This is a genomic window from Pelagibacterium sp. (assembly GCF_965249125.1).
GTDB lineage: Bacteria > Pseudomonadota > Alphaproteobacteria > Rhizobiales > Devosiaceae > Pelagibacterium.
In genome coordinates, this window is sequence record NZ_OZ252217.1 from 658,859 (window position 1) to 671,524 (window position 12,666).

The 12,666-nt window shown below is 62.6% G+C and carries 10 protein-coding genes; all 10 read left to right on the forward strand.

Features of this window, described 5'->3' with window-relative positions; genetic code table 11:
- The first annotated feature begins 7 nt into the window (after positions 1-7).
- The 10 genes from nirB to ACP148_RS03390 all read left to right on the forward strand — a co-directional run bounded on the left by nirB (position 8) and on the right by ACP148_RS03390 (position 12,645).
- Entirely contained in the window at positions 8-2,455 is a 2,448-nt protein-coding gene (nirB, locus tag ACP148_RS03345) for a nitrite reductase large subunit NirB (RefSeq protein WP_425033103.1), read from the forward strand.
- Positions 2,456-2,459: 4 nt separating this feature from the next.
- Positions 2,460-2,795 (forward strand): nitrite reductase small subunit NirD, encoded by a 336-nt coding sequence (nirD, locus tag ACP148_RS03350; RefSeq protein ID WP_425033105.1) that lies wholly within the window; start codon positions 2,460-2,462, stop codon positions 2,793-2,795.
- Positions 2,796-2,799: 4 nt separating this feature from the next.
- Positions 2,800-5,430, forward strand: coding sequence for a molybdopterin-dependent oxidoreductase (locus tag ACP148_RS03355; RefSeq protein ID WP_425033107.1), 2,631 nt, complete (start codon positions 2,800-2,802; stop codon positions 5,428-5,430).
- Between the two features lie 16 nt (positions 5,431-5,446).
- Complete coding sequence (gene cysG / locus ACP148_RS03360; protein WP_421951182.1) at positions 5,447-6,850, forward strand: siroheme synthase CysG; 1,404 nt, start codon at positions 5,447-5,449, stop codon at positions 6,848-6,850.
- A 71-nt stretch (positions 6,851-6,921) separates the two neighbouring features.
- Entirely contained in the window at positions 6,922-8,784 is a 1,863-nt protein-coding gene (locus ACP148_RS03365; protein WP_421951183.1) for a feruloyl-CoA synthase, read from the forward strand.
- A gap of 3 nt (positions 8,785-8,787) precedes the next feature.
- A complete protein-coding gene (locus ACP148_RS03370; RefSeq protein WP_421951184.1) occupies positions 8,788-10,029 on the forward strand; it encodes a thiolase family protein in 1,242 nt (413 codons plus the stop codon).
- Positions 10,029-10,790, forward strand: a complete 762-nt coding sequence (locus ACP148_RS03375) for an SDR family NAD(P)-dependent oxidoreductase (RefSeq protein ID WP_421951185.1) — start codon at positions 10,029-10,031, stop codon at positions 10,788-10,790. Before ACP148_RS03370 ends, ACP148_RS03375 begins: the two co-directional genes overlap by 1 nt.
- Positions 10,791-10,799: 9 nt before the next feature.
- A complete protein-coding gene (locus ACP148_RS03380) occupies positions 10,800-11,216 on the forward strand; it encodes an acyl-CoA thioesterase (protein WP_421951186.1) in 417 nt (138 codons plus the stop codon).
- Between the two features lie 24 nt (positions 11,217-11,240).
- Positions 11,241-12,014, forward strand: coding sequence for a crotonase/enoyl-CoA hydratase family protein (locus ACP148_RS03385; protein ID WP_421951187.1), 774 nt, complete (start codon positions 11,241-11,243; stop codon positions 12,012-12,014).
- 97 nt (positions 12,015-12,111) lie between these two features.
- A complete protein-coding gene (locus ACP148_RS03390) occupies positions 12,112-12,645 on the forward strand; it encodes a PadR family transcriptional regulator (protein WP_421951188.1) in 534 nt (177 codons plus the stop codon).
- Positions 12,646-12,666 lie beyond the last annotated feature (21 nt).

The window sequence follows — 12,666 nt, forward strand, 5'->3', positions numbered from 1 at the left end:
CACAACGATGAAACAGAAGCTTGTCGTTATCGGTGCGGGGATGGCCTCGGGGCGTATGCTCGAGCACCTGTTTGACGCCGATCCCGGCGCTTACGACGTTACGCTCTTTGGCGCCGAACCACGCGGAAACTACAACCGCATCATGCTTTCCCCGGTCCTGGCGGGCGAGAAAACCTACGAGGAAATCGTCACCCACGATGCTGACTGGTACGAAGAACATGGCGTTCACTGCCAGTTCGGCAAGACTGTCACCAAGATCGATCGTGAGAGCAAGACGGTGTTCGCCGACGGCGTCGAGACACCCTACGACAAGCTGGTGATCGCCACGGGCTCGGCCCCTTTCATCATCCCCATCGCCGGCAAGGATTTGCCCGGTGTCATGGCCTTCCGCGACCTCGACGACGTTGAAAAGATGGTGGCGGCTTCGACCCGGCCAAACGCCAAAGCCGTGGTAATCGGCGGTGGATTGCTGGGGCTGGAAGCGGCAGCGGCGCTTTCCAACCGCGGCATGGAGGTGGTGGTGCTTCACCTGATGGGGCACCTGATGGAACGTCAGCTCGATCCGGCTGCGGGTTATCTGCTGCAGCGCGAACTCGAAGGGCGTGGCATCAAGATCCACTGCAAGGCGCAGACCAAGGCAATCCTCGGCGAGGACAAGGTCGAGGCCGTCATTCTCGATGACGGTACGGTCTATGACGCCGATCTGGTTGTCATGGCTGTGGGCATCCGTCCTGAAACGCGCATCGCAACCGATGCCGGCATCACTGTGGAAAGAGGCATCGTGGTCGACGATGCCATGCAGACCTCGGATCCCGATATTCTGGCGCTGGGCGAATGCGTAGAACACAACGGCATGGTCTATGGGCTCGTTGCCCCGCTCTATGACATGGCCAGGGTCGCCGCCAAAACGCTCACTCGGGCCGAGGCGACGTTCAAGCCCGTCCAGACGGCGACCCAATTGAAAGTCACCGGCGTCAATCTCTATTCGGCAGGCGATTTCGCCGAGGGGGAAGGCCGTGAAGAGATCGTTCTGCGCGACGCGGCGGCTGGTGTCTACAAGCGGCTGGTGCTCGAGGACGACAGGGTTATCGGCACCGTTCTTTACGGGGAAACCGGGGATGGGGCGTGGTTCTTCGATCTTATCAAGAAGGCCGAGCCGATCAGCACCATGCGCGACACCCTGATCTTTGGCCAGGCCTATCAGGGGGGTGCCGAACTGGACCCTATGGCGGCCGTTGCAGCCTTGCCGGATGATGCAGAAATCTGCGGCTGCAACGGTGTCTGTAAATCCGCGATCACCGGCGCGATCGCATCCAAGGGCCTGAACACTCTCGATGGTGTTCGGGCCCACACCAAGGCATCGGCCAGTTGCGGTTCTTGCACCGGACTTGTCGAAAAGCTGCTCGCGGCAACCCTTGGCGATTCCTACAACCCGGCGGCCGTGCAGCCTGTCTGTCCGTGCACCGATCTCGGGCACGACGATGTGCGCCGCCTGATCGTCGCCAAGGAGCTCAAATCGATTCCCGCCGTCATGCAGGAACTCGAATGGAAGACCTCGTGCGGCTGCGCAAAATGCCGCCCGGCGCTCAACTATTACCTGCTTTCGACATGGCCGGGCGAATACGAGGACGACAACCAGTCGCGCTTCATCAATGAGCGTGTGCACGCCAATATCCAGAAGGACGGCACCTATTCGGTCGTGCCACGCATGTGGGGCGGTATTACCAATCCGCGTGAATTGCGGGCCATCGCCGATGTCGCCGACAAATTCGCCATTCCGACGATCAAGGTAACCGGCGGCCAGCGTATCGATCTTTTGGGCGTCAAGAAGGAAGATTTGCCGGCCGTCTGGGGTGATCTGAACGCTGCCGGAATGGTGTCCGGTGCCGCCTACGCCAAGGGGTTGCGGACCGTCAAAACCTGCGTCGGATCAGATTGGTGCCGCTTTGGCACCCAGGACTCTACGGGCCTTGGCGTTCGCATCGAGAAATTCATGTGGGGAAGCTGGACCCCGGCCAAGGTCAAGATGGCCGTTTCGGGGTGCCCCAGAAACTGCGCCGAGGCGACCTGCAAGGACGTCGGCGTGATCTGTGTGGATTCGGGCTACGAAATTCATTTCGCGGGGGCCGCCGGTCTCGACATCAAGGGTACCGAAGTGCTCTGCCACGCCAAGACCGAGGATGAGGCGCTCGAAATCATAGTCGCCCTGACCCAGCTCTATCGCGAGCAGGGGCGATATCTTGAGCGCATCTACAAATGGGCAAAGCGGGTCGGATCGGCATCGATCAAGGCCAATATCGTCGATGACCTTTCAAAACGCCGCCACTATTACGAGCGCTTCGTTTATTCCCAGAAATTCGCCCAGGTCGATCCGTGGGAAGAGCGTGTCAACGGCAAGGACGCTCATGAATTTGCGGCCATGGCCGAATTCGGCTTTCCCCAGGCAGCGGAGTAGGGCGATGACCGACTGGATCAAGATCGGACAGCTTTCCGACATTCCCCAACGCGGTGCGCGGTGCATCAATACCCCGATCGGCAAGATCGCGGTGTTCAGGACCGCAACCGACGACGTCTTTGCGATCGAAGATCGCTGCCCGCACAAGGGCGGGCCGCTGAGCCAGGGCATCGTGCACGGCGCGCAGGTGACCTGTCCGCTACACAACTGGGTCTTTTCGCTGGAAACTGGCGAGGCGCAAGGGGCCGATGAGGGTAAGGTGCAGATTTTCGCGCTCCGGCGCGATGGCGAAACCCTGCTGATCGATGCGAGCATGGCGCTCGCCGTGGCAGCGGAGTAGGGCCTTGGCGGGGCCCGTGCGCACAACCTGCCCTTATTGCGGCGTCGGCTGCGGCGTGCTGGCCACGCCGCAGGGGGACGGCTCGGTCGCAATCGCGGGCGATCCGGACCACCCGGCCAATTTCGGCCGGTTGTGCTCGAAGGGCTCGGCGCTTGCCGAAACCATCTCCCTCGAAGGCCGCCAGCTCCATCCCATGATCGATGGCGTCCGCGTCAGCTGGTCCGATGCGCTCGACGCCGCCGCGGACCGGTTGCGCGGGGCCGTCGCGGAGCACGGGCCGGACGCCGTCGCCCTCTACGGCTCGGGGCAATTGCTTACCGAGGACTATTACGTCGCCAACAAGCTCATGAAGGGGTTCATCGGCACTGCCAATATCGATACCAATTCACGGCTTTGCATGGCATCCTCGGTTGCCGGGCACAAGCGCGCCTTTGGAGCCGACACCGTTCCGGGGACCTATGAGGATCTCGAACTGGCCGATCTGGTCGTATTGGTCGGATCCAATCTCGCCTGGTGCCACCCGGTTCTCTATCAGCGCATTCTCGCGGCCCGGGAAGCCAGGCCCGATCTGCGGATCGTGGTGATCGATCCCCGGCGCACCAATTGCGCCGAAACCGCCGATCTGCACCTGTCCATCGCGCCCGATGGCGATGTGGCGCTTTTTTCGGGCCTCTTCGCCCACCTTTCAAATGCTGGCGTGTTCGATGCCCGCTATATCGCCGATCACACCACTGGAATTTCCGACGCACTCGATGCGGCCGACGACTGGACCATCTCCCGCGTCGCCGAGGCAACCGGCCTCTCCAGTGCCGATGTGGCGATGTTTTTCGACATGTTCGCGGCCACCGAAAAGGTGGTGACCGTCTATTCCCAGGGGGTCAATCAATCGACTTCGGGCACCGACAAGGTCAATGCCATTCTCAACTGCCACCTCGCCACGGGCCGTGTCGGGCGTCCGGGAATGGGACCGTTTTCGATCACCGGCCAACCCAATGCCATGGGGGGACGCGAGGTGGGCGGGCTGGCCAACATGCTGGCCGCGCATATGGAGTTCGACGATGCGGACCGCGTCGCCCGGTTCTGGGATGCGCCCAATGTCGCCAGGAAACCGGGGCTCAAGGCGGTCGACATGTTCGACGCCATTGGCGAGCGGCGGCTCAAGGCCGTATGGATCATGGCGACCAATCCCGTCGTGTCACTGCCCGATGCCGATGCGGCGCGCAAGGCCCTGGCCAAATGCGATACTGTGATCGTCTCCGACATGTTTGCGACCACCGATACCGCGCGCATGGCCGATATTTTCCTGCCCGCCGCAGGCTGGGGAGAAAAGGCCGGCACGGTAACCAATTCGGAACGACGCATTTCGCGCCAACGGGCCTTCCGCCCGCTTCCGGGCGAGGCGCGCCCGGATTGGTGGATCATCTGCCAGATCGCGCAACGGCTCGGCTATTCCGGGTTCGACTTTTCGTCGCCCGCCGAAATCTTTGCCGAGCACGCCGAACTTTCGGGATTCGAAAATCGCGGCACCCGCGATTTCGATATCTCCGCTCTGGCCGACCGCGATTATGAGACGCTCGCTCCCGCGCAATGGCCGGTGCCACGCTCTGGCATCGGGCGCGCCCGGTTTTTCGGGTCGGGCGGCTTTTTCACCCCCGATGGCAAGGCCCGTATCCTTCCTCTCGCGCCGCCACCCCCCAGGGACCGTGGCCCGGGCCATTTGATCCTCAACACCGGTCGCGTGCGCGATCATTGGCACACCATGACCCGCACGGGCCGCACCCCCAGGCTTTCAGCGCATTACGCCGAACCCTTCGCCGAAATTCGTCCCGACGATGCCGAACGCCTTTCCATCCGCCGCACGCAACTCGTCCGGCTCGAAAATGGTTACGGCACGGCAATCGTTCGTGCTCTGGTCACCGATCGGCAGCAGAAGGGCTCAATCTTCGTGCCCATGCACTGGACGGGGGAAACCGCCGCTACAGGACGTGTCAATGCGCTTCTTGGCCCGTTCGCAGACCCGGTTTCCGGGCAACCCGCGCTCAAGATGGGTCGGGTCAGCGCAACGCCGGTCGAAGTGGCGCTTTATGGGTTTCTCGTCAGCCGCCGCAAGCCTGATGTGGGTGGGCTCGGCTATTGGGCCGTCGCCCCGGCTCCCGAGGGTTGGCGGGCGGAAATCGCCGTTTTTGAGCGCCCCGAGGATGTGTTTGCTCATGCCCGCGCCATTTTGCGCTTGCCGCCCGATGTGCAATTGACCACGAGCCTTGATGCCCGCAGCGGGCGGATCAGCCTTGTGTGCTTTGAGGGCGACCGGCTCGATTGCGCGCTCTATCTTTCGCCCGACCCGGTCCTCGCCGCCCGCCAATGGGTGGTCGAGCAGCTAGGCGAAACCCATGACGTGCCACTGGCCCGGGCCAGGCTGCTGTCGGGACGCCCGGGCGCAGATCAACCCGATCCGGGGCCGCTGGTCTGTTCGTGTTTTGGCGTCGGGGCCAATCAGATCGCCGATGCCGTCGTCGGTGGATGTACCAGTGTCGCGGATATAGGCGATGTCCTGGGTGCGGGCACAAATTGCGGTTCCTGCCGCACAGAAATCGGGAGAATCATCGATGCAAATCGTCTCGCGGCAGCCGAGTAAAGCCGGCCCTCCCCGGATGGCGTCTCTCGACGTCCTGCCGGTTTTTTTCGATCTCAAGGGAAAACGCGTGCTCGTTGTCGGTGGTGAGGAGCCCGCCGCTTGGAAAGCCGAATTGCTGGCCGCCGCCGGCGCTAAGGTGAGCGTTTTTGCCGAGCGATTCTGCGAGGAGATGGTCGAACTTGAAGCACGCGGAGCCGTCCATCTCGGCAATGGCGGCTGGCGCCAGGCCGAATGGGCCGGCTTGGCTCTGGCTATCGGGGATTGTTCCGAGGATGAAGCCGCCGCGTTTGTTGCGATGGCGCGCGCCCATGGCGTGCCGGTCAATGTGATCGACAAGCCCGAGCACTGCCAGTTCCAGTTCGGGTCTATCGTCAACCGCTCTCCGCTCGTTGTCGGCATCTCGACCAGTGGCGCGGCGCCGATACTGGGTCAGGCCGTGCGCCGGCGTATCGAGACGCTCTTGCCCAGAACGCTCAGCGCATGGGCGCGGCTTGCCCAGACTGTTCGCGCCAATGTGCTCGACCGGCTTTCGGCGGGTGCCCAGCGCCGCGCCTTCTGGGAGCGTTTCACCGATCTGAGCTTTTCCGGCCGGGAACCTGCCGGTGATCTCGATACCCTGATTGCCCAGGCGTCGGGAGCGCCTTGTGGGCGTGTCACCCTTGTCGGGGCGGGCCCCGGAGACGCTGAGTATCTGACGCTGAAGGCCGTCCGCGCCCTGCAATCGGCCGATGTCATTTTGTTCGATGATCTGGTTTCCGACGATGTTCTCGAACTGGCGCGCCGGGAGGCCAAGCGCATCCTCGTCGGCAAACGGGCCCGCCGTGCCAGTTGCCGCCAGGAGGACATCAATACGATGATGGCCGACCTCGCGCGCAAGGGCCGGCATGTGGTGCGGCTGAAATCGGGCGACCCCATGCTGTTCGGACGGGCCGGTGAAGAGATTGCTGCCCTAGAAGCGCAAGATATCGCCGTATCGGTGGTTCCGGGCATCTCGACGGCTTTCGCTCTTGCGTCCGAGCTGGGCATTTCCCTCACGCATCGCGATTGTGCCCAGTCGGTGCGGTTCGTCACCGGCCACGCTCGCAATGGCCAATTGCCCGCCAATCTCGACTGGCGGGCCCTGTCCGATCCTGCGACGACCCACGTCTATTACATGTCGGGCGCCACGGCGCCCCGGATCGCGGAAAAATTGCTGGCCCAGGACATGGATCGGGCCACACCAGTAATGATTGCGACCAATGTCGGCCGCCCGAACCGTGAAGTCGTGCGCTGCCGCCTCGATGGGCTTGCTCAAGAGATGGAAAGCCGCGATTTTTCCGGCCCGGTCATCACGGCCATCGGTCACGCGTTCGACCAGCGGGCCGCCCAAATTTCAGTCCCCGGAACCCAATTGGAGACCCTTGGCGCCCGCGCCTCATAGGCAATCTGAAAATTACCGACTTGACGACACCTAGTTATGTTTCATAACATAATTCAACTGGGAGGTTGCCTATGTCGGATCAATCAGCGCCCATTCGCGACGTCAGGATGGGTCATATGTCGGCGCATGCTGAAACTGCGCAGGATGGGATTGTCCATGTGCGTTCACGCGAGCAATTGGCGCCCTATTCGCGCTCCATCGTCGATGCCATCGCCCAATGGGCGGAGAAAACGCCCGATGCGCTCATGGTGGCGGATCGCAACGGCGAGACCGGGGATTGGCGCAAGCTGACCTATGCGCAGTTCGTGGCGGCCATCGAACCGCTGGGGCAGGCGCTTCTCGATGCCGGGCTGTCGCAGGACCGGCCGCTGATCATCCTTTCAGGCAATGAAATCGAACATCTGCTGCTCGGGCTCGCCGCAATCTGGGTCGGCATTCCCTATGCGCCGATTTCACCGGCCTACTCGCTGATTTCCACCGATTTCGGAAAACTCAAGCACATCGCCGGCCTCCTCACGCCGGGCATGGTCTATGCTTCCGACGGTGAAAAATTCGGGCCGGCGATCGAGGCGGTGTTCACAGATGCCGTTCCTCTGGTGGTTAAAACCAATCCTCCATCGGGCCGCTCATCGCGCCTGTTCGGCGATCTTGCGGCAACGCCGGTCACAAAAGCGGTGGCGCGGGCGCATGACGCCATTACACCCGATACGATTGCCAAAGTGCTCTTTACCTCTGGCTCTACGGGCATGCCCAAGGGGGTCATTACGACCAATCGCATGATGGCCTGCAATCAGGAGATGATCCGCACGGCGCTGGCTTTCCTCAAGGATGAGCCGCCGGTGCTTTTGGACTGGATGCCCTGGAACCATGTTGCGGGTTCGAGCCACAACACCGGCATCGCGTTTTACAATGGCGGCAGTTTTTATATCGATGACGGCCAGCCCACTCCGGCCAAGATCGGCAACACGCTGCGCAATCTTCATGACGTGCAGCCCACGCTCTATCTTACAGTGCCCAAGGGCTACGAGTTTCTCGTGGCCGCTTTCGAAGAGGACCATGAGGTTCGGCGCAAATTCTTTTCGCGCATGAAACTGATGCAATATGCCGGTGCCAGCCTGTCCCAGCATGTCTTTGACGGCATGGACCGGGCGGCGCGGGCCGAACTGGGCCAGCGGGTGATGATGATCACCGGCTACGGCTCGACCGAAACCGCACCCTTTGCCTTCACAACGACATGGCCGGTCCAGGAGGCGGGGCATATCGGGCTTCCGGCGGCGGGCATGGAGATCAAGCTGGTGCCCGATGGCGACAAGATGGAATTGCGGCTCAAAGGCCCAAACGTCACGCCCGGTTACTGGCGCGACGATGAGAAGACCCGCGATGCCTTCGATGAGGACGGGTTCTACAAGATCGGCGATGCCGTCAAGCTGGCCGATGAGAACGACATCGCCAAGGGGTTCGTATTCGACGGGCGGGTCAGTGAAGATTTCAAGCTCTCGACGGGTACGTGGGTCAATTTCGCCAATGTGCGCAAGGCGGTGATCGGCGCCTGCGCGCCGCTGATCCGAGATGTGGTTCTGACCGGCGCGGACCGGAACCATCTGGGCGCTCTGATCTTCCCCGATTTCGAGGCTTGCGCACGCCATGCGGGCCTGCCGGCGGGAACGGATCCCGCCCGGATCGCCGAACACGCCGCCGTCAGGGACAAGTTTGCTTCTGACCTTGCAGCGCTGGCGAGCCGGGCGACCGGCAGTTCCAACCACATTGCCCGAGCACATGTCATGATCGCAACGCCCGATATCGACAAGGGTGAAATCACCGACAAAGGCTCGATCAACCAGCGCGCCGTTCTGGCCGCGCGCAAGGAGCTTGTCGAAGCCCTTTATGCCGAACCGGTGCCGACCGGTGTTCTTGATCTGCCGAGAAAGGGATAATCGATGACCAGGGGATTGCGTCTCACATTCGAGGATGCCTGGCTGCTGGGCGGGGCGCGAACGCCGTTCGTGGATTATCGCGGCGCGCTTTCGGAGATTTCGCCCATCGATCTGGGGATCAAGGCTGCCCGCGCGGCTGTCGAAAAAACCGGCGTTGCCGCCGCCGATATCGAAACGACGATTGCCGGTTCGATGGCGCAGGCCTCGTTCGACGCCTTCATGACGCCGCGCCATATCGGGCTCTATGCCGGCGCGCCGACGGAGGCGCCGGCCCATCTTGTACAGCGCATTTGCGGCACCGGGCTCGAAGTGATCGCCCAGGCGGCGGACTCCGTATCGCTGGGGCGCGTCAACCTGGCACTTGCCGCGGGCACCGAATCGATGAGCCGCAACCCCATCGCCGCCTATACCCACCGCAACGGCTTTACCATGGGCAAGGTCGAGTTCAAGGATTTCCTCTGGGAGGCCCTCTATGACCCCGCCGGTTGCGTCACCATGGGCGACACGGCGGAAAACCTCGCCAAGCAGTACGGTATCGAGCGCGAGCGGGTCGATCGTTTCGCGGCGCGCAGTTTCGAGAGGGCCATTGCGGCGCGCGATGGCGGTTTGCTGGCCGAGGAAATCGTTGCCGTGGTCAGCGAGACCTTCGAGATCGAGGGGATCGACAAGCGCTCCATCCGGCTGCCGCGCGGCGTCGAGCAGGTCGATACCGACAGCCACATCCGCCCTTCGCCCTACGAGGTCCTTTCCGGGCTGCGCCCGGCTTTTGGCGGTGTGCAGACCGGCGGCAATTCCTCGGCCATCGTCGATGGCGCCGGAGCCGTTCTCGTAGCGTCTTCGGGCTATGCCAAATCTCATGGGCTGAAACCCAAGGCTCGCCTTGTTGCCTCGGCCGCTGTCGGCGTGCCGCCCCAGATCATGGGGATCGGTCCCGCTCCCGCCATTCGCGCCGTGCTCGAAGCGAGCGGGCTGACGCTTGACCGGATCGGGCGCATCGAGATCAATGAGGCGTTCGGGGCTCAGATCCTGGCCTGCGTCGACGAGTTGGGTCTCGACGAAGACAAGCTCAACGTCAATGGTGGCGCCATTGCCATCGGCCATCCGTTGGGCGCCACGGGCATTCGGCTGGCGCTGACGCTCGCCAATGAGCTGGAACGGTCGGGCGAACGCTACGGGATCGCCTCGGCCTGTATCGGCGGCGGGCAGGGCATCGCGCTTCTCATTGAAAACGCGAGGGATGTCTGATGGACATCGCAGGCAAGACGGCAATCGTTACCGGTGCCGCCTCCGGGCTCGGCGCGGCGACGGCCAGGGCGCTCGCCGGCGGCGGCGCCAAGGTTTGCGTCTTCGACCGTGATACCGAGAAGGGTGCCAGTGTCGCCACCGAGATCGACGGGCGATTTTTCCCCTGCGACGTTGCAGACGCGGCCAGCGCCGAAGCGGCAATTGCCGAGGCGATTGCCGCACTCGGCACGCCTTCGATCCTCGTCAATTGTGCGGGAATCGGCACGGCGGCCCGCATCGTGGGGCGTGATGGTCCCATGCCGCTCGACGCTTTCGAGCGCGTTATTCGGGTCAACCTCGTCGGCAGCTTCAACATGATGCGGCTGGCTGCCGATGCCATGCAACAGCTTGAGCCCGATGCCAGTGGCCAGCGCGGGGTGGTGATCTCCACGGCCTCTGTCGCCGCCTTTGAAGGCCAGATCGGGCAGGCGGCCTATGCGGCTTCGAAGGGGGGCATCGTGTCGCTCACGCTTCCGGCGGCGCGGGAGTTTGCCCGCTTCGGTGTCCGGGTTCTGGCCATCGCGCCAGGCTTGTTCCTGACACCTTTGCTCGAAGAGTTGCCCGCCGAGGCGCTGGACGCGCTGGGGCAATCCATTCCCAACCCGGCGCGGCTGGGCAAGCCCGAGGAATTTGCCGATCTGGTCCTGGCCATGGTCGGCAATGACTATCTCAACGGCGAGGTCGTACGGCTCGACGGCGCCCTGCGCATGGCGCCGAAATAGGAAGTGGCAATGTTTTCCAACACGACAGAAGTCGAAATCCAGTTCGGCGATTGCGACCCGGCAGGCATCGTCTATTACCCCAACTATTTCCGCTTTTTCGACAATGCGACGGCGGCCCTGTTGTCCACCGCCTTCAAGATGCACAAGCGGCGCTGGATCGCCCATCATGGCATTGTCGGCATTCCCATGGTCGATACCGGCGCGAAGTTCTCGCGGCCCTCGCGGTTCGGAGATGTTGTCGAAATCCGCTCGGAAATAACCGATCTCGGACGCTCCAGCTTCGGCGTCCGCCACACGCTCTACAACCAGGGCGATCTTGCCATTGAAGCGCACGAAAAGCGCGTATGGGTCGGCCGCGACCCGCACGACGGCGAAAAAATCGTATCGCTGCCGATACCCGACGATGTACGCGCGGTGCTCGGCTAACCAATTGACCAGAAGGAAAAGATCATGGCTCAGGACACGGATGTGCTCTCGATCGACCGCAAGGGCACCATTGTCCACCTGACGCTCAGTCGGCCCGAAAAGCGCAACGCACTCAATGATGCGACGATCGCGGCGCTCGATGCGTTCTTTTCCGATCTGCCCGACAGCGCGCGCGCTATCGTCATCAGCGGAGCGGGCGGCCATTTCTCATCGGGTCTCGATCTTTCCGAGCAGGTGCAACGCGAGCCGCTCGAAGTCATGGCCCATTCGCGCAACTGGCACCGGGTCATGGAGGCCATTCAGTACGCCCGCGTCCCGGTTGTCGCCGCGTTGACCGGCGCGGTGATGGGCGGTGGGCTGGAGATGGCTGCTGCCTGCCACGTTCGGGTTGCCGAGGAGAGCGTGCAGTTCCGCATGCCCGAAGGAATGCGTGGCATTTTCGTTGGCGGGGGCGGGTCGGTGCGGATCGCCAGGCTGATCGGCGAGGACCGGCTGGTGGAAATGATGCTGACCGGGCGCATCTATTCGGGCTCGGAAGGCGAGCGGATCGGCCTTGCTCATTACGCCCTTTCCGAGGGCACCGCGCTCGACAAGGCGTTCGAGCTGGCAGAGCGGATCTCCCAAAACTCCCCGACCATCAATCAGTTCATCGTCCACGCCATCTCTCGAATTTCCACGATGCCGCCCGAAGCGGGGCTCTATGCGGAAAGTCTGGCTGCCGCGCTCAGCCAGACCGGTCCGGATGCTGAAGAAGGGCTCAAGGCGTTTCTACAAAAACGCAAGCCGGTGTTCCGATAGGGTTTTGAACGGGCCGGTCGAATAAAACGAGGTCCCTCCCTTGAATTTATGATGCAGTCAAAATATATCTTACTCCTACCTGAACAGGAGTTTGAAAATGCGTGAGCATGATTTTGGCAGACGCGGTTTCGGCCCGCGCGGCCCTTTTCCCCATCAGAGGGGCGGGCGCCGTGGCAGGGTCTTTGATTCCGCCGAACTGCAATTGGTGGTCCTCGATCTCATCACCGACCAGCCCCGGCACGGCTATGAATTGATCCGCGAGATCGAGGCGCTCTCGGGCGGGCTCTATGCCCCGAGCCCCGGCATGATTTACCCGACGCTCTCTTTGCTGCTCGAAATGGGCTTTGTCGAAGAAACCAGCACCGATGGTGCCCGCAAGAGCTTTGCGATCACCGATGCTGGCAAGGCACACCTTGCCGAAAACGAAAAACCTCTGGCCGCGGCGCGTTCGCGGCTGGAAGCGCTTGCCGAAGCCAAGGATCGCGCCGATCCCGCCCCGCTGCGGCGTGCCATGGGAAATCTGCGCGAAGTTCTGGTCATCGCCTCGCGCAAACCCGGGTTCGATGAGAAAAAGATTCTCGAGAGCGCCCGCCTGATCGATGAACTGGCGGGGACGATCGAGCGGCTGTAACCGGTTGCATCGGGCGGGTGC

Bases quoted from the DNA above. Each gene is read 5' to 3' on its own strand.
- ACP148_RS03375 (WP_421951185.1), top strand. From the start codon at position 10,029: ATGGACATCGCAGGCAAGACGGCAATCGTTACCGGTGCCGCCTCCGGG.
- ACP148_RS03385 (WP_421951187.1), top strand. From the start codon at position 11,241: ATGGCTCAGGACACGGATGTGCTCTCGATCGACCGCAAGGGCACCATT.
- ACP148_RS03390 (WP_421951188.1), top strand. From the start codon at position 12,112: ATGCGTGAGCATGATTTTGGCAGACGCGGTTTCGGCCCGCGCGGCCCT.
- nirD (WP_425033105.1), top strand. From the start codon at position 2,460: ATGACCGACTGGATCAAGATCGGACAGCTTTCCGACATTCCCCAACGC.
- ACP148_RS03380 (WP_421951186.1), top strand. From the start codon at position 10,800: ATGTTTTCCAACACGACAGAAGTCGAAATCCAGTTCGGCGATTGCGAC.
- cysG (WP_421951182.1), top strand. From the start codon at position 5,447: ATGGCGTCTCTCGACGTCCTGCCGGTTTTTTTCGATCTCAAGGGAAAA.
- ACP148_RS03365 (WP_421951183.1), top strand. From the start codon at position 6,922: ATGTCGGATCAATCAGCGCCCATTCGCGACGTCAGGATGGGTCATATG.
- ACP148_RS03370 (WP_421951184.1), top strand. From the start codon at position 8,788: ATGACCAGGGGATTGCGTCTCACATTCGAGGATGCCTGGCTGCTGGGC.
- nirB (WP_425033103.1), top strand. From the start codon at position 8: ATGAAACAGAAGCTTGTCGTTATCGGTGCGGGGATGGCCTCGGGGCGT.